Genomic DNA, 23,687 nt, shown 5'->3' on the forward strand with positions numbered 1-23,687 from the left:
TTATTATTTTATCGATAATAATCCTGTGTTTTTGTCTTTTTTCGACATAACGTTTCAAACAAAGCTCGGGGAGTGTAAATTTGTTCCCACTGATACGGAACGCGGAAACGCAGCGTATTAGCCACGGATACAACGCTCAGGAATAAAGCTGCTGCATTGCATGCGTGACTTAAGAATTTAATTTACTCCACTTCTTACTAAGGAATGTAAGGGACTTCTATGAAACTGAATAAAATTATGATTGCAGCGGTATTGGCCTTTGGTGCTTCTTCCATGATGGCGCAGGCGGCAAATCAGGGTAGCGGTACTGTCACTTTCACGGGTGAAATCATTGATGCGCCATGCTCTATTGCACCGGGCAACATCGATCAAACCGTTCCACTGGGTCAGATTTCCAACCTGAGCCTGAAAGACGGCCGCGAGTCTGAAGTCAAAGAACCGTTCAGCATTAAGTTGGAAGACTGCACTAATGCTACGGCACAAACCGTCAAGACGACCTTTACCGGTGAGGCCGGTGGTTCCGCCGGTACCGATAAGAAGATGATTGCCCTGGGCAGCGGCAGCACCGCCAAAGGTGCGAGCATTGTTATTACCGATACCCTTAATTCTAACGCCGTTGTAGAGCTGGGCACAGCGACCACCGGGCAGAAGATCGAAATTGGTGATACTGGTGCCGAACTGGCATTCAAAGCCTTCCTGAAAGGGAACGGCGGCACTCTGGATACCATCATTCCTGGTGCATTCACCAGCGTGGTTAACTTCGCGCTGAGCTACCAGTAATCGTTTTACTCCATTAATGCCGGCATGCGGGATATCCCGCATGCTTTTTCCCAGTATGGAATCTTAATTATAATGGACAACGCATATGGCTCCCGTTGAAAAAAATAGAGTGGCGCCTTCCCTATTGGCCATGCTTTTTATAGCTCAGACGATGCCGGCAGCGGCGGCGGTTATTGGCTGGGGAAGAGTCAATATGGAAGGCGCTATTGTTAATGCCGCCTGTGCCATTGAATCGGCAAGCCGTGATCAAACGATTGATATGCAAACATTACCGATAGAACAAATTGCCCGGGACGGCCATGGCTTGACTAAGCCATTCAGTCTGCGGCTTTTAAATTGCAGTTTGGCAGACATGGACAAAGTGCAACCAGGCCGCCAGCATTTTCAAATGACGTTTGATGGTCGAGTCGATAGTGAATTCTTTGGGGTGACGGGGGAGGCAAAAGGAATTGCATTACGTATTTCAGATAGCCTCGGTAATGTGATTTACCCAGGTTTAGCTATGCCAATAGGCGGTACCATCATCAATGAGAGCTACTTAAATTATTCCATGCAACTGGTAGCTAATCGCCAAGTGTTACGTGCCGGGGATTATAGAACCGCTATTCGATTTAAATTGAATTACTACTGATTATAAATAAGTTAAAGGTTGGCGGAGCCATGAAATCGAACGCGAACAAATCGAAAACGCCTCTGTTAAGCCTGCTGGGAATGTGCATTTCTTTGGCGATATATAGTTTGCCTGCTCAGTTGCAGGCAAGTGACGGGGTACAGTTTAACATCGACGTGTTAGATTTAAATGACAGGAAAAATATCGATCTGAGCCAATTTTCGCACGGCGGTTTTATTATGCCTGGGAAATATATCATGTCGGTTAATCTGAACACACTGGTGTTGCCTGAAGAACCTGTCGCATTCTATGCGCCGGAAGATGAGGGCAAGGGAAGCGTGGCCTGTATTTCGCCAACACTGGTTGAAAAACTCGGGCTTAAGTCAGATGCCTTAGCGAAATTACGTTGGTGGCATGACGGGCAGTGTTTGGATCTCGGCAGCCTTAATGGTCTGGAAGCCAAAGGCGATCTGGCGTCATCTACCTTGTATTTGAATATTCCGCAGGCCTACCTGGAATATTCATCGCCGGATTGGGATCCTCCATCTCGATGGGATGAAGGTATTCCAGGGTTGTTGCTGGATTATAATCTAAATTCACAGGTGCAGCGCACCCAGCAGAATAGCCAACAATCCTATAATCTAAGCGGGAACGGAACAGCGGGGGCCAATCTGGGGGCTTGGCGTTTACGTGCTGACTGGCAGATGAATATCAATCATCAAACCGGCACAGGCTTACCAACGCAGCAAGATTTTGACTGGAGTCGATATTATGCTTTCCGCGCGCTGCCTAAGTGGGGTGCTCGCTTGACTATGGGTGAGGATTATCTGGCGACGGATATTTTCGACAGTTTCCGCTATACCGGTTTTAGCGTGACTTCGGATGACAATATGTTGCCGCCCAATCTTCGCGGTTATGCGCCAGAAGTGACGGGGATAGCCAAAAGCAATGCCAAGGTCGTTATTAGTCAGATGGGCCGTGTGTTGTATGAAACCCGGGTTGCGGCGGGTCCATTCCGCATTCAGGATATTAATGATTCCATCAACGGGCAGCTGGATGTTCGGGTAGAAGAGCAAGATGGCAGCGTGCAGGAGTTTAAAGTAGATACCGCAAATATTCCTTATCTGACACGCCCTGGTACGGTGCGTTTCAAATTCGCGGGTGGTAAACCTTCTGATTGGAATCATCATGTGCGTGGTCCTCTGTTCGCTACTGGTGAGTTTTCCTGGGGTGTGAGCAACGGGTGGTCATTATATGGCGGCGCTTTGGGTGGGGGCGATTATAAAGCGTTATCTATGGGGCTAGGCCGCGATCTATTGGCATTTGGCGCGTTGTCTTTTGACTCCACGCAATCGCGAGCGGAATTACCCCAACAGGGCGGCACCAAAACCGGCGGCTCCTATCGGGTAAGTTATTCGAAGAGTTTTGATGAATATGATAGCCAAATCACCTTCGCTGGTTATCGTTTCTCTGAACAGAACTTTATGACGATGAGTGAATACCTCGACGCCCGTTATGATGAAAGTCGCCTCGGGAAAAGCCGAGAAATGTATACCATCACGCTGAATAAGCAGTTTCGCGATTTAGGGTTAAGTACCTATCTCAACTACAGTCATCAGACTTATTGGGACCAGCCTGTTAGCGAACGTTATAGTTTGGCTCTTTCGCGGTATTTCGATTTGGGAGCCATGAAAAATATCAGTGCGTCACTCACGGCTTTTCGGAATAAATTTCAGGGTGCCAAGGATGATGGCATGTATTTATCCTTTACCTTACCGTGGGGGGTTAATTCTAACTTCAGTTACAGCAGTTCGTGGAACCGTAATGAAAATACGCAGCGGCTTGGTTATTACGAAAGGCTGGACGAACACAATAACTATCAGTTGAGCACCGGGCTTTCACGCCGGGGAGGTTCAGCAAGTGGCTTTTATACCCATGAGGGTGATAACGCGCGCATCGGCGCCAACGCCAGTTACCAGGGGGGAAGTTACTCATCCATGGGGTTCTCATTGCAAGGTGGGATGACGGCCACCGCCAAGGGCGCGGCGCTACACCGCAACAGTACTTTGGGCGGGACGCGGTTGCTTTTAGATACCGAAGGCGTGGGCGATGTGCCGGTGCGTGGATTTGGGGCGACGGCGCGCACCAATATGTTCGGTAAAGCGGTAGTGGCGGATATCAACAGTTATTACCGCAGCAAGGCGAGTATCGATCTCAACACGTTGCCGGATAACGTTGACGCTACGCAGTCGGTGGTACAGGCGACATTAACCGAGGGGGCGATTGGCTATCGGCGCTTTAATGTGATTGCCGGGCAAAAGGCGATGGCGGTGATTAGCCTGGCCGACGGCAGCGCTCCGCCGTTTGGTGCGGTGGTCTACAACAGTCGGCAGCAACAGACCGGCCTGGTGAATGATGGCGGGAGTGTGTATCTGAGCGGAATTAAACCCAATACTGAAATGACAGTGAATTGGGATGGTAAGGCCCAATGCCGGATCACATTACCGACAATTCGAACGGATATTATGTTGAGCAACTTACTGTTGCCATGCCGCGTGAATACTGAGGCGAGAGCGGAATAAGCCGCCGAACCCATGACTATTTTAGTAAGAGCAAGCTTTATAAGACGGAACAATTTTATGCAAAAGAACATGGTAAAAATATTTTCAGTCGCCGGTGTGTTGTCGGCAATGGTATTGAGCAGTCAAGCCCAAGCCGCTATTGCGCTGGATCGTACTCGCGTAATTTTTAACGGTTCCGAGAAATCGGTGAGTCTGAATATCAGCAATAAAAATACTCAACTGCCGTATCTGGCGCAGGGATGGTTGGAAGATGCCGAAGGCAAGAAGATTAACAGCCCGCTAGTGGTATTGCCGCCGGTGCAGCGGCTGGAACCTGGAACACAGAGCCAAATAAAAGTGCAGTCGACGCCAGCAGTGAATTTGTTGGCACAGGATAGGGAGACGCTGTTCTATTTCAATCTGCGAGAAATACCGCCTAAAAGCGAGAAAGCCAACACATTACAAATAGCGTTGCAGACGCGCATCAAGCTGTTCTATCGCCCGGCGGCGATTACGCCAGGCAAAGGCAGTGCTTTTACGCCGTGGCAGGAGCAGTTAACGCTGACTCGTCAGGGGACGGGCTTCCAGGTGAATAATCCAACGCCTTATTACATCACGCTGGTTGATGCCAGCAACAGCAAGAAGGGAAAAACGGCACAGGGTTTTGAACCGTTAATGGTGCCGCCTAAGGGAAGCATTGCGCTGGGTGCCTCTGGGTTAGGCAATGCACCGGTGCTGACCTACATCAATGATTACGGTGGCCGCCCAGAGCTGACATTCAAATGCGGCGCCAGTGATTGCCAGGTCGTGCCTGACGCAAAAGGATAACAGAAACCGGCGGTACGTTTTACCGGTTGAAGCGAGCGGGGAAGAAGTCATGCAAAAAATGGACAACGGTTACAGCAATCTGAAGGGCAGATCTTTGGCGTGTCAAGCAGGCATGGTCTCCATGCTGTTGTTGGTCTTGCTGGCGGCCAATTCTGCGAAAGCAGAAGACGGAAATCACGGTGTGTTGTTTGTTCATGGTGCATTGACCGAGGGGGCTTGCCGGCTGGATATGGTGTCGGCGCGCCAGGACGTTTGGTTGGGGGAAACGGCGACCGGCAACCTGGCCAAAGTGGGGGAGCGTACAGAGCCGGTCGCCTTCCAGCTTCGCCTACGAGATTGCTTGCGTACTGGGGCAGCCATGCAGGACGAACGCAGGGGCAATAAAGTTTGGGATGCTTATCAGCCAGCAGTGAGCGTGAGTTTCAACGCCCCTGCGGATGCGGACAATCCGCGCTTGGTGAAGGTACGAGGCGCTGGCGGGATAGCGTTGCGATTATTGGACAGTGACAAAAAAGATGTACGTCTGGGGCACCGTAGCCGGCCTCAGTTGTTGGCGATAGGAAGCGACGCGTTGAATTTTTACGTGATGGCGGAACGCACGCGTGCGCCTATGGTGGCAGGAGCCTATCAGGCCGCAATTGATTTTCGGATGAACTATGACTGAGGCGAAAGCAATGGGCAAGTTATGGCGCTGTATGTGGCGAAAGGTGGGGACAAGCCTACTGCTCTCTCTCTCCTTAGCGGCCACTATGACGGTAACCTCGGCCTTAACCTTATCGGGAGTGTTGTTGGTGAGCCAGGTTGGTTGGGCAGCGACGGCGACGGTTACAGTCAAAGGTGCCGTGGTTGCCAAGCCCAAGTGTGAAATTAACGGCGGCCAGGATATTTTTGTGTCCTTCAATGAACTGATCACCACAAAAATTGATGGCGAAAAATACGGTAAAAGGCTTATCCCCTACGAGGTTAGCTGTAGCGGCAATATGTCCGGCAACGCCGGGTTGTTGAAAGTGAGCCTGCAAGGGTTATCGCCGGACTTTGGGGATGGTTTGCTGCACACCAACAATAACGATTTGGCGATTAAGCTACTGCAAGAGAATGGTCAACAGCTGAGGTTGAATGCCTGGATGAATTTTACTTATCCGCTTACGCCAAAGTTATACGCAGTACCGGTGAAGCGCAGCGGCGCCACGCTGAGAGGAGGGGACTTTTCCAGTTCCGCCACATTGCTCGTAGAGGTTCAATAAAGGAGATGCAAATGAAGATAATGAATATGGAAAAAATGAATATGGTGCGTGGCTCAGGCTTGGCCGCCATGATCTGCGTGGGGTTACTAACCATGGGGGCTGCGCAAGCGGTAAATGTAAAGTTTACCGGAAAGTTGGTTGAGCAACCCACGTGTACGCTGAATGAGGGTAAAGATATTAGCGTGGATTTTGCCAACGTAGCCATCAATAAAATAGACGGCGTCGCGTACAAAAAAATGGAAATTCCGTATAGCGTATCTTGTAACGGCGGTTCTGCGGGATACGGCGATCTGAAAGTCAAACTGGGGTTTGCACCGGTGTCCTGGGGGGACAGCAAACCGCTGCAGTCAAGCGTGGGTAACCTTGGCTTGCGTATTACACAAGGTACAGGCGACACCACTTACGTCAGCGATACCAAATTAATTATTGACGCTGCCAACCCTACTAAGCTTTACGCTGTGCCTATTGCGCGGCCAGGAACCATGCTGGTGGGGGCAGATTTTACTGGAACCGCGACGTTAACGGCGGAGTATGAATAATAAGGGTTTCTGCAACTGGGTGGGCAAAGCCCGGTTGCAGGAAACAAAGGCAGCAGCGTTAAACTAACAAGAAGCCAATACGTTACTTCATTGTAAAATCGGTATGCCGTTGATGGGTAATGTTTTTTATTTCTGTGCTTAACCGAAGATAGCAAGCGCTTTTTTCGTGTGAACTAATGTCATTTTTTTATTATTTTTAATACGTCCATGAGTGCAAAGAGAATTTATGGTTAATTATAAAGCGGTTTTTTTTAAAAATAAATTCCCATGGGCGAGACGTGCTATTTTGTCTTCCCTTTTGGTTTTTATTTATATCTGCAAAGCAAATGCAGGTATGGTGTGGGAAACCACCAATGCGCCTATTGTGAATGGGCTTATTAACTCCGGGAATTATGCTGGTGCAGGCGCCTCAGGCCGGCTTGTGAGCATTGATGTTAATGATCAGACGCAGAACCCTTGTTTTCAGCGCTCTTGTATAGTCACTATTGGGGTCTTTACCAATTTCAATCAATTCCTAGCCCCTTATGTAGGGACATCCTTATCTCCTACATGGCAAGCAACTCTTTATCCTGAGATGAACACCGCCTGGACAATGGGGGAGCTATATAAAATTATAACTAAAAAAGTTAAAAACCCCATAGATGTTGGGTTTAATGCACGTGGGTACCCTAATTTTAGTTATTATTGCGATCCTGATTATAGCCCCTCATTTTGTATTGTTAAAAAAAAAATGGGAGGCCTACTCAAAACTGTGCTATGCGCTTGTTTATCAGTTTTCGTCATCTGTATATTATAATGCTTTCCCTGGGCAAAGCTGCATTGGTCCCACGCCGCCAAATAATGAATGCAACATCGATGCAGGGGCGGTAACACTGGATCACGGTCAGTTAAGTACTGACGAAGTTAATGGCCATAAGAAAAAAGAGAGCGTGAGGCTTTCTTGTACTTATCCGGCTAACGCGGATATTTCTGTGGTGAGCAATAATGCCAGTGAGAAAATAGAGCTAAAAGCTGACGGGAGTCTTTTCTCGACCGTCACTATCGATGGTGTTCCCGGCATCACTGGCAAGAAAATCAACATTCCTACTGGTGGGGTCGCTATTGATCTGGAATCGACCTTGCACACCACCGGAAATGTTGAGGAAGGGCCATTCAGTGGTAATGCCATACTTATCATTAATTCATATTAATTATATGGTTTTTGCGTAATTGGCTAAAGTAAGACGGCCGATTATCCTTTAATTAATTGATTAGGCATTAATAACGACAAGCGAAAGTGCCCTGCAATTTTTGTAGGGCATATCGGCATATGATTTTTTGAGGCAAAGATGAAGGTTATCAATATTATCATCGATGATGACAATCGTTATTTTTCTGCTGGTCTGAAAAGCAGTTTAAATCAGTATGCTCAAGCCAATAATAAGGTGCTTTGTTTTTTAAATCAGGATGCAGTAACCCGACCTGATGTGATATTCGTTTCATCAAGACGAATTGCTCATCGTTGGCGAAGCGCGGCGCATGAAAATGGGTGCACGCCTGTCGTCATGATAAAGGAAAGGCCGATTATTTCTGATGAAGTTTCCCGCGTGCTGTATCGAACGGATAGCATTGATAAATTGTTCGTACTGTTGGCAAAAATACTGAGTGATAGCCGAGCCACAACGCGATTTGTATATCAGCCTCTAACCCGTCGCGAGCGTCAGGTAGTGAACTATCTTAGAAGAGGGTTTGACCAATCGCAAACCGCCAGGGTAATGGGGGTGAGCGTTAAAACGGTGCACAGCCATAAACGTTCGGTAATGGGTAAGCTGATGCTAAACCGCAGCCATGATTTTATTTATTGGCTGCTATCCCCAGAGGCAGAGTATTCCTAACCGTGATGGGGAATAATTTTAGTTGTTCTCATCTGCTATCTTTATAATGCTAAAAGATAATGGATTATGATTAATATTCCCCAAGGGAATATTAAATCTTGTTTTATTCAATTGCTAAATAACACAAAGGGAAAAGTATGAAAAAGACAGCAACTTTGCTTCTCGGCGCCTGCATCATGATGGCGTCTTACGCGCACGCCGGTTTTAACGGTAATCAGAATGTGCAGGGCAATAATGGCAACGCCAGCGGTGCCGGCAATAGCGACTTTGGCCAATGCATCAATGGCCAGGGGAAAAATGGCGGGCAATGTGGTGGCAATACCAACTCAAGCGCCAAGCCAAAAGAGAAAGATAAAGGTGATATCGTGAATGCGATCTGCGAATCGCCGTTTATGAAAAAATACTCACCGATATGCCAGTAATATTGATTTTAAATGACAAGCAGGGGTATCCCCTGCTTTTTTTGTGCTCATTGACTAAATGGCCTGTTGTTTCGACTAAGACCATAAGCTCGGTGAATTTTTTCGTTGGCAGTGATGGTGGCTTGCGTCATTTTCGCTGGGCATTATCTACACCAAGGGAAAGGTGAAGTGAATTTGTTTTATTTCGCGATATTTTTATTCTGCTTAAGCATGTATTCATTCTACAAACATGCGCAGCATATGAAGAAAAGGCAGTTGTCTATTCAAGGCTACGGCCATGCTTCCAGGTGGTTGGCATTACGACGTCATCATTGACGTCGCTTCGGAAATGTATGGCGTAGCATTTTTACCAGAGAGTGAGTTCCGCCTCAACGAAATTGGGCACGACTCGCCTGGTGCCGCCACTTTCACGCTTAATGCCGAGAATACGGTAACCCGGTTATCCTTGAAGCCAACGTTTGTGTGGGGGGAGGGAGCCAAGTAGGCAAGGGAACATTCGCCCTATGTCGCTGGCGCCGGGTTGAACAGCGCTTCAGCGCTGGCCCGCAGGGTGAGGCCTTTAGGCCGAATAATCGAACGCAGTTCGATGGAGAGTCCGTATCTCAGAAAGCAAAAAACCCGCCATAGGCGGGTTCTTCTGAAGATGGTGCCCGGACTCGGACAACCGGCGCTGGCGCCGCGTTGAACAGCGCTTCAGCGCTGGCCCGTAGGGTGAGGCCTTTAGGCCGAATAATCGAACGCAGTTCGATGGAGAGTCCGTATCTCAGAAAGCAAAAAACCCGCCATAGGCGGGTTCTTCTGAAGATGGTGCCCGGACTCGGACAACCGGCGCTGGCGCCGCGTTGAACAGCGCTTTAGCGCTGGCCCGTAGGGTGAGGCCTTTAGGCCGAATAATCGAACGCAGTTCGATGGAGAGTCCGTACCCCAAAAAGTGAAAAACCCGCCATAGGCGGGTTCTTCTGAATATGGTGCCCGGACTCGGAATCGAACCAAGGACACGGGGATTTTCAATCCCCTGCTCTACCGACTGAGCTATCCGGGCAACGGGCAGCATTAAACCGTATTGGCCGAAAGCCGTCAACGGCTTTATGCGTGAAATACGCGAAAATGCCTCCGGTTGCTGGCTTTTCAGGCAAAGGGCGCAAAAAATGCGCCTGTTGGGGCTATCGCCTCGGGTTGGCTGTGCCGTCAACCCTGCCGATTCAGCTCAACGCCCCGTTGCGGCGGCACTGCGCCACCTGCAAGATGTCTTCCGCCAGCCGTTTGGCGACCGATACGTCCTGGAGCTGGCGTTTTACCAGCAGTTTGCTCAGGCAGCCTTCCTGAATCAGCTCCATTTGCTGCGCCACCATGTCGGCGTCGTCGGCGTCCATGTCGCGCAGCAGCTCGCGGGTCAGCTCCAGCGAGGTCAGCTTCTGTTGCTCCGCCAGTTGGTGGATCGGGTGATCCGTTTCCGGGAAGAAGCTGCAGGCGGCGATAAACAGGCAGCCGGGGTAGCGGTCTTGCTGCACGTATTCCGCCAGCACGTCATAGCGCGCCAGCAGTTTTTGCTGCGGGCTCAGGTTTTCGTCCAGCAGCAGCTGGCGGCGCCAGGTGTCGATCTGTTGGCCGTGGTAGCGCAGGCAGTCGTACAGCAGCGCTTCGCGATCCGGCCAGAACCGTTTGAGATCGCCGGGCTGAACGTCGAGTTTTTCCGCCAGCATCTCTAATGTGGCGGTCGCCAGGCCCTGTTGTTCCAACAGGCCCAGCGCGGTATCAAGGACGTGTTCACGTTGCACTTGTGCTTCCTCCCATTCGCTTCCGATCTTCAGTGTCAGTTATCACATCACTTTCTGCAAATGCGCGTTGAAGGCTTCCGCCTTCATAAAACCGGTGACCCGCTCGGCCGTCAGCTCGCGGCCTGCCGGATCGAAGAACAGGATCGTCGGCAGCCCCAGCACCTGCAGGTGCTTCAGCAGCGCCGCTTGTTCCGCGCTGTTAGCGGTGACGTCCGCCTGCAGCAGCACCGCGTTGGCCAGGCTCGCCTGCACCGCCGCATCGCTGAAGGTGTATTTCTCGAACTCTTTGCAGGCTACGCACCAGTCGGCGTACAGGTCCAGCATCACCGGTTTGCCCCGCGCCTGTTGCAGCGCGAGATCGAGCTGTTCGACGTTGTTGATGCGGGTAAAGGCCAGATGCGGTTGAGCCGCCTGCTGCGCCTGGTCAGCACCGAAAGCCCAGTCCTGCAGCGGCCGCGCGGCGATCACCGCTGCCGCCAGCAGCAGCAGTTGCAGAGCGCGCGCCCAGCCGCGTGTGCTTCTCAGGCTCAGGGCGAAGGCCCAGCCGAAGAACGCCAGGCCGAGCAGGCTCCACAGGCGCAGTCCCCACAGGTCGCCGATCACCCGCTCCAGCAGGAACACCGGCAGCGCCAGAATGACGAAGCCGAAGGCCTCTTTCACGTACTGCATCCACGGGCCGCTGCGCGGCAGCAGGCGGTTGCCGAACAGGGTGACGATCACCAGCGGAATGCCCATCCCCAGCGCGTACAGGTACAGCGTGCCGCCGCCGGCCCACAGATTGCCGCTCTGGGCGATATACAGCAGGATGGCGCTGAGCGGCGCGGTGGTGCAGGGGGAACAGATCAGCCCGGCCAGCGCGCCCATCAGGAATACGCCGGTCAGTGAGCCGCCGCGCTGGGTGTTGCTCCAGCTCGCCAGCCGGGTTTGCAGCGCCGAGGGCAGCTGCAGGGAATAGAGGCCGAACATCGACAGCGCCAGCGCGATGAACAGCGCCGACAGGCCAATCAGCACGTAAGGATGCTGCAGCGCCGCCTGGAACTGCAATCCGGCGGCGGCCACCACCAAGCCCAGCAGGGTGTAGGTGAGCGCCATGCCCTGCACGTAAACCAGCGCCAGCGCCAGAATGCGGCCGCTGCTTTGCGGCCGGTCTCGGCCGAGGATGATGCCGGAGATCAGCGGGTACATCGGCAGTACGCAGGGGGTGAAGGCGATGCCGATACCGATCAGCAATGCCCACAGCGGCGAGAACGGCAGGCTGGCTGGTGTTGCGGATTGTTCGGCTGGCTCAGAGGCAGCCGCCGGGAGCGGCGCGGCTGCGGTGGCGCTGACCGCGTCCAGCGGGATGGTTCGGGTTTCCGGCGGGTAGCAGAAGCCGGCCTCGGCGCAGCCCTGATAGGTGACGCTGAGGCTGGCGTTGGCCGCCGCCTGTTGCAGCGGCACCTGCAGATTCAGCTGCTGTTTGAAAATCGCCACTTCGCCGAAGAACTCGTCCTTGTGGCTTAGCCCTTCGGGCAGGGTAAAGGCGCCGAGCGTCGCCTGCTGCGGCACCAGTTTGATCTGCTGGCGATACAGGTAATAGCCGGGGCGGATCTGCCAGTTCAGCGTCACCTGGCCGCCTTGCTGTTTGAAATCGAAGGCGAAGGCCTGATCGACGGGCACGAACTGGCTGCCGCCCTTCGGCGCGAACAGCGAAGCCTGCGCCGCCTGCGGCAGGAAGCACAGGCTGCACAGCAGCAAAATCAGTTTAATGAAGCGTTGATCCATAACAGGTAGTCTTTATCTCCGGCCATCACCGGCAAGACCAGCAGCTCAGGCGTCTGGTATGGGTGATGTTGTTTCAGGGTGTCGAGCAGGGCTTGCTGACGGCGGCGATCGCTTTTGAACAGCATCTGCACTTCGTATTCCTGTTCCAGTTTCCCTTCCCAGTAATACAGCGAAGTGGCGCCAGGCAGCAGCGTGGCGCAGGCCGCCAGCTTATCGCCCAAGACCCGCGCCGCCAGTTCCTGGGCGCTGGCTTCATCGGGTGCGGTACAGAGTATGACGACAGCTTCGCAATCAGACATCTTCAGCCCTCTCATCGGTTCGAATGGGCACTATACCCTGAAGGCGGATTGGCTAGAAGGCGAGTTTATCGCCAGAAGGAAAACCGGGGCCGCAGCCCCGGTCGACGCCTTACAGCATGACGCTGCCGAGCAGGAAGCCGAATACCACCGCGAAAATCACGCCCATGGTGCCGGGAATGAAGAACGGGTGGTTGAACACGAAGCGGCCGATGCGCGTGGTGCCGGTATCATCCATCTGCACCGCGGCGACCAATGTCGGGTAGGTCGGCAGGATGAACAGGCCGGAAACGGCGGCGAAGGAGGCGACGGCGGTCAGCGGCGACACGTTCAGCGCCAGCGCCATCGGCATCAGCGCCTTGGCGGTGGCGGCCTGCGAGTACAGCAGCGCCGAGCAGAAGAAGAAGATCACCGCCAGCAGCCACGGGTGCGCCTGAATGACGCTGCCGGCCGTCTCTTTGATCCAATCGATGTTGGCCTGGACGAAAGTATCGCCCAGCCAGGCGACGCCGAGGATACAGATACAGGCGCTCATGCCGGCCTTGAAGGTGCTGGAGTTCAGCACCATGTCGGTGTCGACGCGGCACAGCAGGGTGGTCAGCGTGGCGACGCTCAGCATGATGATCAGAATGGCGTTGGTGGTGTTCATCAGCGGCTTGGCCACCAGACCCAGGCCCGGGCTGTTGATGATGGCGTAGGCGACCACGCACAGCACGCCGAGCAGGAACAGCAGCACCGAGGTTTTGGCGCGTGGTTTGATCGCCAGCGCGTTGTTGCCGCGCAGGGTGATCAGGCCTTCTTCCAGGCGTTTCAGGTACACCGGATCGTTAGACAGCTTGGAATCGAACAGCCAGGTCACCAGCAGCGACATCAACAGCACCGCGCAGAAGGTGGACGGGATCACCACCATCAGCAGGTGCAGGTAGCTGACGCCGTGGCCCTCCATCACCGAAGACATGTACACCACCGCGGCGGAGATCGGCGAGGCGGTGATGGCGATCTGGGCGGAGACCACGGCGGTCGACAGCGGGCGGCAAGGCTTGATGCCCTGTTCTTTCGCCACCTCGGCGATCACCGGCAGCGCCGAGAGTGAGATATTGCCGGTGCCGGCGAAGATGGTCAGGAAGTAGGTGACGATAGGGGCGAGAATGGTGATGTGCTTGGGGTTCTTGCGCAGCAGTTTTTCGGTCTGCTGCACCAGGTAGTCCATCCCCCCGGCGACCTGCATCGCGGAGATCGCCGCAATCACCGCCATGATGATGGAGATGACGTCGAAGGGAATGTTGCCCGGTTTGACGCCGATCAGCGCCAGCGCCAATACGCCCAGTCCCCCCGCGAACCCGATACCGATACCGCCCAATCTGGCCCCTAAAAAGATGGCCAGCAGAACGATAACCAATTCTACGGCTAGCATAGTGTTTACTCCTTAAAATGAGATTTCCCGTCATCCTTGAAACTGCATCGGTGTTGGCTGCGAGCGCTCACCCCAGTCACTTACTTGAGTAAGCTCCTGGGGACTTGCGCTCTTGCCGCCTTGATGCAGTCCCAATGATTTAGGGTGTAAATTGAAAATAAAACGTTAAAATTTTGTGGGCGCCTAAAAGTAAAAAGGCACGCTATCCAGAGGATTTAGCGTGCCTTTCAGGGCTACCGGGTAGGTCTGTTATTGTTCATTTTCATCCGTATAGCGTTTGGCTTTATAGGCCGGGTGCATCAGGTTCTCCACGGAGAAGATGTCATCCAGCTCGGCTTCGGTCAGCAGGCCGCGTTCCAGCACCACTTCGCGCACGCTCTTGCCGGTTTCGGCGCAGATCTTCCCGACGATGTCACCGTTATGGTGGCCGATGAACGGGTTCAGATAGGTGACGATACCGATCGAGTTGAAGACGTAGTGTTCGCAGACTTCTTTATTCGCGGTGATGCCGTTAATGCATTTTTCCAGCAGGTTGTAGCAGGCGTTGGTCAGGATGTGGATCGACTCGAACATCGCCTGGCCGATCACCGGCTCCATCACGTTCAGCTGCAGCTGGCCCGCTTCGGCCGCCATGGTAACGCAAGTGTCGTTGCCAATCACCTTGAAACACACCTGATTGACCACTTCCGGCACCACCGGATTCACTTTGGCCGGCATGATGGACGATCCTGCCTGCAGCTCCGGCAGGTTGATTTCGTTCAGGCCGGCGCGCGGGCCGGAGGAGAGCAGGCGCAGGTCGTTACAGATTTTGGACAGTTTCACCGCCAGGCGTTTGAGCGCGCTGTGCACCATCACGTAGGCGCCGCAGTCGGAGGTGGCTTCGATCAGGTCTTCTGCCGGCACCACCGGCAGGCCGCTGACTTCCGCCAGTTTTTGCACCGCCAGCGGCTGGTAGCCTTCCGGGGTGTTGAGCGCGGTGCCGATGGCGGTGGCGCCGAGGTTCACTTCCAGCAGCAGCTCCGCGGTGCGGTGCAGATTGCGGGTCTCTTCGTTCAGCAGCACGCTGAAGGCGTGGAATTCCTGGCCGAGGGTCATCGGCACCGCGTCCTGCAGCTGGGTGCGGCCCATTTTCAGGATGGTTTCGAACTCTTTCGCCTTGCGATCGAAGCCTTCGCGCAGCTGGTTGATGGCGTCGATCAGTTTCTGGTTGGAGGCGTACACCGCGATGCGGAACCCGGTCGGGTAGGCGTCGTTGGTGGACTGACACTTATTGAGGTGATCGTTCGGGTTCAGGTACTGGTATTCGCCTTTTTGATGGCCCATCAGCTCCAGGCCGATGTTCGCCAGCACTTCGTTGGTGTTCATGTTCAGCGAGGTGCCCGCGCCGCCCTGGAATACGTCCACCGGGAACTGATCCATGCACTTGCCTTTATCCAGCACCTCGTCGCAGGCCTGGATGATCACGTCGGCGATTTTGCGCGGGATGGTTTTGAGTTCTTTGTTGGCCATCGCCGCGGCCTTTTTCACCATCACCATGCCGCGAACGAACTCGGGGACATCGCTGATTTTGCTGTTGCTGATGTAGAAGTTTTCAATCGCACGCAGAGTGTGAACTCCGTAGTAAGCGTCTGCGGGGACTTCACGTGTTCCTAACAGGTCTTCTTCGATACGAATGTTGTTTGACATGAGAACCTTCTCTATGTGTTGCTGCCGAATTAATAATTTGTCAGGTCAAGGCTAGTAAGGGCACAGCCTAAATTAATATTGCCGAAGGCTTGGGGCGTGAAACGATTAACCAAATCGCCCGTAGCTGCCCAGATCATATGCTGGTTGGTAAGAAATGACTGAATCCAGATCACCTTATGGTGTTTAAGGATATGCCCTTTTTCGGTTCTGTGACTTCTTTCACGTTTGTGAACTTTAGCAATAAAAACCGGCTCTCGGTTGAAATGGTGGGGGGATGCCCTCATTGTAATAGTGTCGGCCGTTTACGGCCTCTTTTTTCGCGCCGTCGCCCCGTGGCGGCCGTGCCTTACCTACCGATAGGAGAACCAGGTGCGCTGGTTACCGCTACTGCTGATATTTCTGCTGGCTTACATAGAAATATCCATCTTTATCAAAGTCGCCGCCGTGCTCGGCGTGGCTGTCACCCTGCTGCTGGTGGTGTTCAGCTCCTGCGTCGGCATTTCGCTGGTGCGCAATCAGGGCATGAAAACCTTCGTGCAGATGCAGCAAAAACTGGCGGCCGGCGAAAGCCCGGCGGCGGAAATGGTGAAAAGCGTTTCGCTGGTGCTGGCGGGCTTCCTGCTGCTGATACCGGGTTTCTTCACCGATTTCCTCGGCCTGTTGCTGCTGCTGCCGCCGGTGCAAAAATCGCTGACGCTGAAACTGATGCCGCACCTGTCGGTGTATCGCCCCGGCGGTTGGACGGGCGGCGACGCCGCCAACGGCAATACCTTCGACGGCGAATTCCAGCGCAAGGACGACGAACGCCCGGTGCTGGAACACCGCTCGGACGAGGATCGCAAACCTCACGATCGTTAAGCAAACGCGGCTCTGGCCGCGTTTTTCATCTCTGCGGCACTCGTCGGACCAAAAATGCGAAATTTTTTTTGTTCGCCCCCTTGAAGGGGGCTGGAACGCCCCCATCTCAAATGCCACGAGGCCGGTAATAACAACCATCCGGTGTACAACCCTAAATCTGATAGAGACCTTCTTACAGGAGAGCGTTCAATGAGTATTCGTCCATTGCATGACCGCGTTATCGTCAAGCGCAAAGAAGTTGAATCAAAATCTGCTGGCGGCATCGTCCTGACTGGCTCTGCTGCGGGTAAATCCACTCGCGGTGAAGTGGTTGCAGTGGGTAAAGGGCGTGTGCTGGAAAACGGCAACATCCAACCGCTGGATGTGAAAGTTGGCGATATCGTGATTTTCAACGACGGCTACGGCGTGAAAGCAGAGAAGATCGACAATGAAGAAGTGTTGATCATGTCCGAAAGCGACATTCTGGCAATTGTTGAAGCGTAATTGCGCTTTATCTTCTGAACTGAACGAGTTGAAGGGAAATACCAATGGCAGCTAAAGACGTAAAATTCGGCAATGACGCTCGCGTGAAAATGCTCCGCGGCGTGAATGTTCTCGCTGATGCAGTAAAAGTGACCCTGGGCCCGAAAGGCCGCAACGTAGTGCTGGATAAATCTTTCGGCGCACCGACCATCACCAAAGACGGCGTTTCCGTTGCGCGTGAAATCGAACTGGAAGACAAGTTCGAGAACATGGGCGCACAGATGGTGAAAGAAGTGGCCTCCAAAGCGAACGACGCGGCGGGCGACGGCACCACCACTGCAACCGTACTGGCTCAATCCATCATCACCGAAGGCCTGAAAGCGGTTGCTGCAGGCATGAACCCGATGGATCTGAAGCGCGGCATCGACAAAGCGGTTGTCGCTGCGGTTGAAGAACTGAAAAAACTGTCCGTACCTTGCTCCGATTCCAAAGCTATCGCTCAGGTCGGCACCATCTCCGCCAACTCCGACGAAACCGTGGGTAAACTGATCGCGGAAGCGATGGAGAAAGTGGGCAAAGAAGGCGTTATCACCGTTGAAGAAGGCACCGGCCTGCAAGACGAGCTGGACGTGGTTGAAGGTATGCAGTTCGACCGCGGTTACCTGTCCCCATACTTCATCAACAAGCCGGAAACCGGTTCTGTTGAGCTGGAAAGCCCGTTCATCCTGCTGGCTGACAAGAAGATCTCCAACATCCGCGAAATGCTGCCGGTGCTGGAAGCCGTTGCCAAAGCAGGCAAACCGCTGCTGATCATCGCTGAAGACGTTGAAGGTGAAGCGCTGGCGACCCTGGTGGTCAACACCATGCGCGGCATCGTGAAAGTGGCTGCCGTTAAGGCGCCTGGCTTCGGCGACCGTCGTAAAGCCATGCTGCAGGACATCGCTACCCTGACTGCCGGTACCGTTATCTCTGAAGAGATCGGTCTGGAGCTGGAAAAAGCCACCCTGGAAGACCTGGGTCAGGCGAAACGCGTTGTCATCAACAAAGACACCACCATCATCATCGATGGCGTGGGCGACGAAGCGACCATCCAGGGCCGCGTTGCTCAAATTCGTCAGCAGATCGAAGAAGCGACCTCTGACTACGATCGTGAAAAACTGCAGGAGCGCGTAGCGAAACTGGCCGGCGGCGTTGCCGTTATCAAGGTTGGCGCAGCCACTGAAGTTGAAATGAAAGAGAAGAAAGCCCGCGTTGAAGACGCCCTGCACGCGACCCGCGCCGCAGTGGAAGAAGGCGTGGTTGCCGGCGGCGGCGTAGCGCTGATCCGCGTTGCAGGCAAAATCGCCGCGCTGAAAGGCGACAACGAAGACCAGAACGTGGGTATCAAAGTTGCGCTGCGTGCAATGGAAGCCCCTCTGCGTCAGATCGTGGTCAACGCCGGTGAAGAAGCTTCCGTTATCGCCAACCAGGTGAAAGCGGGCGAAGGCAGCTACGGCTACAACGCTTACTCTGAAGAATACGGCGACATGATCGCGATGGGTATCCTGGATCCAACCAAAGTGACCCGTTCTGCTCTGCAGTACGCGGCTTCCGTGGCTGGCCTGATGATCACCACCGAATGCATGGTCACCGACCTGCCGAAGGCTGACGCACCGGATCTGGGCGCAGCAGGCGGCATGGGTGGCATGGGCGGCATGGGCGGCATGATGTAATCATCCCCCACACGCTTGTGTGCTGAGAACCCCGGTCAAATGACCGGGGTTTTTTTTAGCTTAAAAATCAATAAAAAGAATGTTTATTTAGCTTGTTATTAGTTCACTGAATGAATTATTGCATTATTTTGCTTTTACCCTAAACCGTTGTCGTTTCGTACCGATATAGCCCTTACCGAGCGGGGAATTTCCCCTCGCCGGTGTGACTGTCAACGGAGACGACTTATGCTGAAAAATATGAAAATAGCCACCTGGCTGATGTTGATGCTGTTGCTGCTGGGCTTGATGCCCATGGGAACCGGCGCCATCGCCTTCTATTTCATGCAGCAAAACGGCCACAGCATCGACAGGATGAGCACCTTCTCCGACGAGGAAGCGGCGCTGAACCGCAGTTGGCGTGCTTTGCTGCAAACGCAGACGCTGATCGACAACATGGCGTTCGAGCGCTGGGCGCAGACCAGCAGAGCCGATATTCAACAGGGTATCGATGAGGCGCGCGGTGAGCTGCGCAGCGCCGACGTCGCTTTCAATCTGTTTTGGGAGACGCCGGGCCTGACGGTATCGCGCCCGGATCTGGGCGAGGCGATGAAAAAGGTCTATCTGGCGCAGCAGGCGGTGCTGAAGCAAGAACTGACGCTGTTGGCCGACACGCCGCAGGCGGCGCTGATCGAGCGGCTGCACGCCATGGCGGCAGAGAAGCGCCAGGTGCGCCAGCGGTTGGATAACCAGTTTGCCGACTACATGCGGGCCACGGTGGCCGCCCACCGTCTGGCAGTGGAAGAGGCGGAGCAGACCCAAAAAGTCTTCGCCCGTCTGCTGAGCGGCACCCTGGCGGCGATCCTGCTGCTGCTGGTCGCCGTGCAGCGTGATTTCCGCCGACGCTTGATTCTGCCGCTGCGCCAGATCGCCGAACATTTGCAAAAGGTTGGGCGCGGCGATCTACGTAGCGAGATCGCGGTACGCAACAACAATGAGATCGGCATGCTGTTCGCCAGCCTACGGACGATGCAGCAGGAGCTGAGTGCCACCGTGCAGCAGGTGCGTGACGGTGTGGAGTCGATCAACCACGGTACGCACGAGATCGCCGTCGGCAACGCCGATCTCTCCAGCCGCACCGAAGAACAAGCCAGCGCGCTGACGGAAACCGCCGCCAGCATGGAGCAGATCACCGCCACGGTGCGGCAAAACGCCGATAACGCCACTCAGGCCGCCGGCATGGTCAATCAGACCGCCGCCATTGCCCGCAACGGCGAAACGCTGATGGCCAGCGCGGTCGACAAGATGCGGGCGATCAACGACAGCGCGCGTCAGGTGGGGGATATCACCAGCGTGATCGACGGCATCGCCTTCCAGACCAACATTCTGGCGCTGAACGCCGCCGTCGAGGCCGCGCGTGCCGGGGAGCAGGGGCGGGGTTTTGCGGTGGTAGCCGGCGAAGTGCGCAATCTGGCGCAGCGCTGCGCGACTTCGGCCAAGGAGATCAGCGGTCTGGTCGACGGCGTAACCGGCGATATCGCCGCCGGCGTGCGGCTGGTGGAACAGGCGGGCGAGACGATGAATGCCATCGTCGGCTCGGTGAACCAGGTGACGTCGCTGATGGATAACATCTCCTATGCGTCGGAAGAGCAAAGCAAAGGCGTCGAGCAGGTCGGGGTGGCGGTGACCCAGATGGATCAGGTGACCCAGCAGAACGCCGCGCTGGTGGAGGAGGTGGCGACCACCGCCGTCGGCGTGGAGGAACAGGCGGCCCTGCTGGCGCAGGCGGTGGCGGTATTCAAACTGGCGGAGGGGGAACCGCGTCAGGGCGAAGAGCAGGCGCAGCCATCGGCGGCCGTTGCCGGTTGGGTATAACGCCGCCGCACTGTATTTGATGATATTTTTGCCGCCCGGGGCGATTTAGCTGGTAAACTGGTAAGTCATCAGCTGTCGCTCAAGACGTTGGCCCGCTCGCGCGGCAACGGATGCTTAAGAGATGGCATCGCTTTCTGATATACCCTATGAATTTCAAGTTGTAGCTAGGCGGCCAGCTCGTGAGTCCCCAGGCGCTTACTTGAGTAAGTAACTGGGGTGAGCGAGTGCAGTCAACAACGCTACAGCTTGAAAGGCGACGGGTAGAAGATTTTGCGTAATTCTCAACATCGAATGGGGAACAAGATGCGGATTAAAGCCTTACTGGGTCTTTCGGCAGCGATGCTGCTGGCGGGTTGCAGCACCACTCATGAACTGACCGCTGCGGGTCAGCAGATCAAGTTCACCGACAGCAAGCCGGCGGCGGAATGCCAGCTGCTGGGGGAAGTGACCGGCACCCAGAGCAACTGGCTGTCCGGCAACGGCGGTGAAGGCAGCTCCATGCGCGGTGCGGCCAACGATCTGCGCAACAAGGCAGCGGCGATGGGCGGCAACGTCATTTACGGCGCCAACAGCCCAAGCCAGAACCTGCTCTCCAGCTTCGCGCCGCTGGACAGCAAAATGGTCGGCCAGGTTTACAAGTGCCCGTAAGGCGCTGAGGCCTAACGCCGCGAAGAGATAAAAAAGAGGAATGCCACGGCATTCCTCTTTTCGTTTCGTCGAGCCCTGTGGCGCGCGTCACTCCTGCATCAGGCGCAGGTCGATCGGCGTTTTGCTCGGTTCGCCGCCTACTTCACGCGTCAGGCGCGGCACCAGATAACCGGACACCTTGCTCAGCAGCGCCTGCATGATGACGCGCGCTTCATCGTCGCTGACCATGAAATGCGCCGCGCCCTGCACTTTGTCCAGCACGTGGATGTAATAGGGCAGGATGCCGGCGTCGAACAGCGCGTTGCTGAGCGCCGCCAGCGTATCGGCATCGTCGTTGACGTCGCGCAGTAGCACGCTCTGGTTGAGCAGCGTGACGCCGGCGAGGCGCAGCTGGGCCATGGCGTTCTGCAGCTTGCGGTCGATTTCGTTGGCGTGGTTGATGTGGGTGACCATCAGCACCTGCAGGCGCGAGGCCGACAGCAGGCGGCACAGCGCCGGCGTAATGCGCGCCGGGATCACCACCGGCAGACGGGTGTGAATGCGCAGGCGTTTCAGATGCGGGATGGCCTCCAGCTCGCCGACCAGCCACTCCAGCTCGCTGTCTTTGGCCATCAGCGGATCGCCGCCGGAAAAAATGATCTCGTCCAGTTCCGGGTGTTGGCGGATATAATCCAGCGCCTGCCGCCAGTTGTTCTTGTTGCCCTGATTATCTTGATAGGGGAAGTGACGGCGGAAACAGTAACGGCAGTTGACCGCACAGCCGCCTTTGACCAGCAGCAGCGCGCGATTGCGGTATTTGTGCAGCAGGCCCGGCACCACGCTGCGCTGTTCATCCAGCGGATCGGTGGTGAACCCTGGGGCGTTGATGAACTCCTCTCTGGCGGTCAGCACCTGGCGCAGCAGCGGGTCGTTGGCATCGCCGGGGCGCATGCGCGCAGCGAAGGCGCGCGGCACGCGCAGGGCAAACAGCCGACGGGCATCGCGCCCCTGCGGCAGTTCCGGGTGCGTATTCAGTGACAAAAGCTGCAGTAATTCATCGGGATCGGTAATAACATCGGCGAGTTGATGCAACCAATCTTCTCTATGTGCCGTACTTTGGGTTATAATGTGTGCCATTTTTTTGGCTAAGCTACCAGTTCAAATATTCAGAGGGCCATCATGGCGACTTATTCTAGCAACGATTTCCGTCCGGGTCTTAAAATCATGTTCGAGGGCGAACCTTACGCCGTCGAAGCCAGTGAGTTCGTTAAGCCGGGCAAAGGCCAGGCGTTCGCGCGCGTGAAAATGCGCCGTCTGCTGACCGGCACCCGCGTGGAAAAAACCTTCAAGTCTACCGATTCTTGCGAAGGCGCAGACGTGATGGACACCAACATGAACTACCTGTACAGCGACGGTGAGTTCTACCACTTCATGCACCCTGAGTCTTTCGAACAGCATCAGGTTGACGGCAAAACCGTCGGCGACGCGGCCAAATGGCTGCAGGATAACGCAGAGTGCATCATCACCCTGTGGGATGGCCGTCCAATCGCCGTTCAGCCGCCGAACTTCATCGAAGCGGAAATCACCGATACCGATCCTGGCCTGAAAGGCGATACCGCAGGGACTGGCGGCAAGCCGGCTACCCTGAGCACCGGCGCCGTGGTTAAAGTGCCGTTGTTCGTCCAGATCGGCGAAGTGATCAAGGTTGACACTCGCTCTGGCGAATACGTCTCTCGCGTCAAGTAAGTTTCAAAACAGAGGAACCCCCGCGGTTCCTCTGTTTTATCCCATCCCCGTTCGTTGGCAGAAAATCCGCATGTTCAAGAAAACGCTGTTGGCCGTGCTCTCCCTGTTGTTCCTTTTCTCCCTCAGCAGTTGCAATACGTTTCGCGGTTTCGGCGAAGACGTTCAGCATCTCGGCGGCGCTATCTCCCGCACGGCCAGCTGATCCCGCCTTTAACCCGATGTATTTGCGCCACAAAGCCGGTCACGATCCCACACCCTCCGTCAATTTTGACTACGCTTAGAAAGCCGTACTTTTTCATCAACGACAAATAAGGACTTTCTTATGCTGAAGAAAAGTATTATCGCGATCTTCTCTTTGATGATTTTGAGCTCGCTGACCGCCTGTAATACCACCCGCGGTGTGGGTGAAGACATTCAGGCCGGCGGCAAGGCTATTCAGCGCAGCGCGGAATAATCCGCATTCCACCCGGCGGCGTTCCGGCTGCGGAGAGCCGCCACATTTCTATCCCTTGCCTGAGCGTTAACGCTGCTGCTATCCTGCCGCAGTGCGGGTGAGGTTACCCGTCATGCATCACCTCGCTAAACGGGACGACCCGTTTACGCGTCATTTTATCGGGGACGACCCCAGTGGTAGG

At 54.8% G+C, this 23,687-nt stretch carries 24 protein-coding genes and 1 tRNA gene; 18 read left to right on the plus strand and 7 right to left on the minus strand.

What is annotated here, in order from left to right:
• Positions 1–219 precede the first annotated feature (219 nt).
• The 10 genes from CPH57_RS22365 (at position 220) to CPH57_RS22405 (ending at position 8,858) form a co-directional block, all read left to right on the plus strand.
• The gene (locus tag CPH57_RS22365) at positions 220–780 is read left to right on the plus strand and encodes a fimbrial protein (protein WP_033641595.1); all 561 of its coding nucleotides are present in this window, start codon (positions 220–222) and stop codon (positions 778–780) included.
• An 85-nt stretch (positions 781–865) separates the two neighbouring features.
• On the plus strand, positions 866–1,411 hold the full coding sequence (locus tag CPH57_RS22370; RefSeq protein ID WP_033641596.1) for a fimbrial protein: 546 nt from the start codon (positions 866–868) through the stop codon (positions 1,409–1,411).
• 29 nt (positions 1,412–1,440) lie between these two features.
• Positions 1,441–3,972, plus strand: a complete 2,532-nt coding sequence (locus CPH57_RS22375) for an outer membrane usher protein (protein ID WP_050594394.1) — start codon at positions 1,441–1,443, stop codon at positions 3,970–3,972.
• A 57-nt stretch (positions 3,973–4,029) separates the two neighbouring features.
• Positions 4,030–4,779, plus strand: coding sequence for a fimbria/pilus periplasmic chaperone (locus tag CPH57_RS22380; RefSeq protein ID WP_033641598.1), 750 nt, complete (start codon positions 4,030–4,032; stop codon positions 4,777–4,779).
• Positions 4,780–4,828: 49 nt separating this feature from the next.
• The gene (locus CPH57_RS22385; RefSeq protein ID WP_033641599.1) at positions 4,829–5,443 is read left to right on the plus strand and encodes a fimbrial protein; all 615 of its coding nucleotides are present in this window, start codon (positions 4,829–4,831) and stop codon (positions 5,441–5,443) included.
• Positions 5,436–6,023: a fimbrial protein gene (locus CPH57_RS22390; protein ID WP_050594395.1), complete on the plus strand. Its 588-nt coding sequence runs from the start codon at positions 5,436–5,438 to the stop codon at positions 6,021–6,023. The genes CPH57_RS22385 and CPH57_RS22390 overlap by 8 nt, the downstream gene beginning before the upstream one ends.
• Before the next feature lie 11 nt (positions 6,024–6,034).
• The gene (locus CPH57_RS22395) at positions 6,035–6,562 is read left to right on the plus strand and encodes a fimbrial protein (protein ID WP_033641600.1); all 528 of its coding nucleotides are present in this window, start codon (positions 6,035–6,037) and stop codon (positions 6,560–6,562) included.
• 659 nt (positions 6,563–7,221) lie between these two features.
• Complete coding sequence (locus CPH57_RS24480) at positions 7,222–7,752, plus strand: hypothetical protein (protein ID WP_150130718.1); 531 nt, start codon at positions 7,222–7,224, stop codon at positions 7,750–7,752.
• A gap of 138 nt (positions 7,753–7,890) precedes the next feature.
• Entirely contained in the window at positions 7,891–8,436 is a 546-nt protein-coding gene (locus CPH57_RS22400; protein ID WP_071845104.1) for a LuxR family transcriptional regulator, read from the plus strand.
• Positions 8,437–8,573: 137 nt separating this feature from the next.
• Positions 8,574–8,858 carry a hypothetical protein gene (locus tag CPH57_RS22405; protein ID WP_046688092.1) on the plus strand — a complete coding sequence of 95 codons (285 nt, stop codon included), beginning with the start codon at positions 8,574–8,576 and terminating at the stop codon, positions 8,856–8,858.
• A gap of 966 nt (positions 8,859–9,824) precedes the next feature.
• On the opposite strand, the gene CPH57_RS22415 is transcribed toward CPH57_RS22405, so the two are convergent.
• The 6 genes from CPH57_RS22415 to aspA all read right to left on the minus strand — a co-directional run bounded on the left by CPH57_RS22415 (position 9,825) and on the right by aspA (position 15,796).
• A tRNA-Phe gene (locus CPH57_RS22415) sits at positions 9,825–9,900 on the minus strand.
• 160 nt (positions 9,901–10,060) lie between these two features.
• Positions 10,061–10,636, minus strand: a complete 576-nt coding sequence (locus CPH57_RS22420; RefSeq protein ID WP_015376374.1) for a transcriptional regulator — start codon at positions 10,634–10,636, stop codon at positions 10,061–10,063.
• Between the two features lie 42 nt (positions 10,637–10,678).
• On the minus strand, positions 10,679–12,400 hold the full coding sequence (locus CPH57_RS22425) for a protein-disulfide reductase DsbD (RefSeq protein ID WP_033641605.1): 1,722 nt from the start codon (positions 12,398–12,400) through the stop codon (positions 10,679–10,681).
• Positions 12,376–12,699, minus strand: a complete 324-nt coding sequence (gene cutA / locus CPH57_RS22430) for a divalent cation tolerance protein CutA (RefSeq protein WP_004929657.1) — start codon at positions 12,697–12,699, stop codon at positions 12,376–12,378. Before cutA ends, CPH57_RS22425 begins: the two co-directional genes overlap by 25 nt.
• A gap of 109 nt (positions 12,700–12,808) precedes the next feature.
• Positions 12,809–14,110: an anaerobic C4-dicarboxylate transporter gene (locus CPH57_RS22435; protein ID WP_033641606.1), complete on the minus strand. Its 1,302-nt coding sequence runs from the start codon at positions 14,108–14,110 to the stop codon at positions 12,809–12,811.
• A gap of 249 nt (positions 14,111–14,359) precedes the next feature.
• Entirely contained in the window at positions 14,360–15,796 is a 1,437-nt protein-coding gene (gene aspA, locus CPH57_RS22445; protein ID WP_004929659.1) for an aspartate ammonia-lyase, read from the minus strand.
• Positions 15,797–16,165: 369 nt separating this feature from the next.
• Between aspA and CPH57_RS22450 the strand changes: the two genes are divergently transcribed.
• The 5 genes from CPH57_RS22450 (at position 16,166) to CPH57_RS22470 (ending at position 21,327) form a co-directional block, all read left to right on the plus strand.
• Positions 16,166–16,654 carry an FxsA family protein gene (locus CPH57_RS22450; RefSeq protein WP_046688094.1) on the plus strand — a complete coding sequence of 163 codons (489 nt, stop codon included), beginning with the start codon at positions 16,166–16,168 and terminating at the stop codon, positions 16,652–16,654.
• A 189-nt stretch (positions 16,655–16,843) separates the two neighbouring features.
• Positions 16,844–17,137 (plus strand): co-chaperone GroES, encoded by a 294-nt coding sequence (locus CPH57_RS22455; RefSeq protein ID WP_004929661.1) that lies wholly within the window; start codon positions 16,844–16,846, stop codon positions 17,135–17,137.
• Positions 17,138–17,181: 44 nt separating this feature from the next.
• Positions 17,182–18,828: a chaperonin GroEL gene (groL, locus tag CPH57_RS22460; RefSeq protein WP_004929662.1), complete on the plus strand. Its 1,647-nt coding sequence runs from the start codon at positions 17,182–17,184 to the stop codon at positions 18,826–18,828.
• A gap of 225 nt (positions 18,829–19,053) precedes the next feature.
• On the plus strand, positions 19,054–20,679 hold the full coding sequence (locus CPH57_RS22465; RefSeq protein WP_096242728.1) for a methyl-accepting chemotaxis protein: 1,626 nt from the start codon (positions 19,054–19,056) through the stop codon (positions 20,677–20,679).
• Between the two features lie 303 nt (positions 20,680–20,982).
• The gene (locus tag CPH57_RS22470) at positions 20,983–21,327 is read left to right on the plus strand and encodes a DUF4156 domain-containing protein (protein WP_025305007.1); all 345 of its coding nucleotides are present in this window, start codon (positions 20,983–20,985) and stop codon (positions 21,325–21,327) included.
• Between the two features lie 87 nt (positions 21,328–21,414).
• On the opposite strand, the gene epmB is transcribed toward CPH57_RS22470, so the two are convergent.
• The gene (gene epmB / locus CPH57_RS22475) at positions 21,415–22,443 is read right to left on the minus strand and encodes an EF-P beta-lysylation protein EpmB (RefSeq protein ID WP_033641609.1); all 1,029 of its coding nucleotides are present in this window, start codon (positions 22,441–22,443) and stop codon (positions 21,415–21,417) included.
• 42 nt (positions 22,444–22,485) lie between these two features.
• Here epmB and efp point away from each other — a divergent pair, with 42 nt between their 5' ends.
• The 3 genes from efp (at position 22,486) to CPH57_RS22490 (ending at position 23,506) form a co-directional block, all read left to right on the plus strand.
• Positions 22,486–23,052, plus strand: a complete 567-nt coding sequence (efp, locus tag CPH57_RS22480; protein WP_004929666.1) for an elongation factor P — start codon at positions 22,486–22,488, stop codon at positions 23,050–23,052.
• A 70-nt stretch (positions 23,053–23,122) separates the two neighbouring features.
• A complete protein-coding gene (locus CPH57_RS22485; protein WP_004929667.1) occupies positions 23,123–23,254 on the plus strand; it encodes an entericidin A/B family lipoprotein in 132 nt (43 codons plus the stop codon).
• Positions 23,255–23,374: 120 nt separating this feature from the next.
• Positions 23,375–23,506 carry an entericidin A/B family lipoprotein gene (locus tag CPH57_RS22490; protein WP_004929668.1) on the plus strand — a complete coding sequence of 44 codons (132 nt, stop codon included), beginning with the start codon at positions 23,375–23,377 and terminating at the stop codon, positions 23,504–23,506.
• Positions 23,507–23,687 lie beyond the last annotated feature (181 nt).

Origin of the sequence: Serratia sp. JKS000199 (genome assembly GCF_900215455.1) — a bacterium.
GTDB lineage: Bacteria > Pseudomonadota > Gammaproteobacteria > Enterobacterales > Enterobacteriaceae > Serratia > Serratia ureilytica.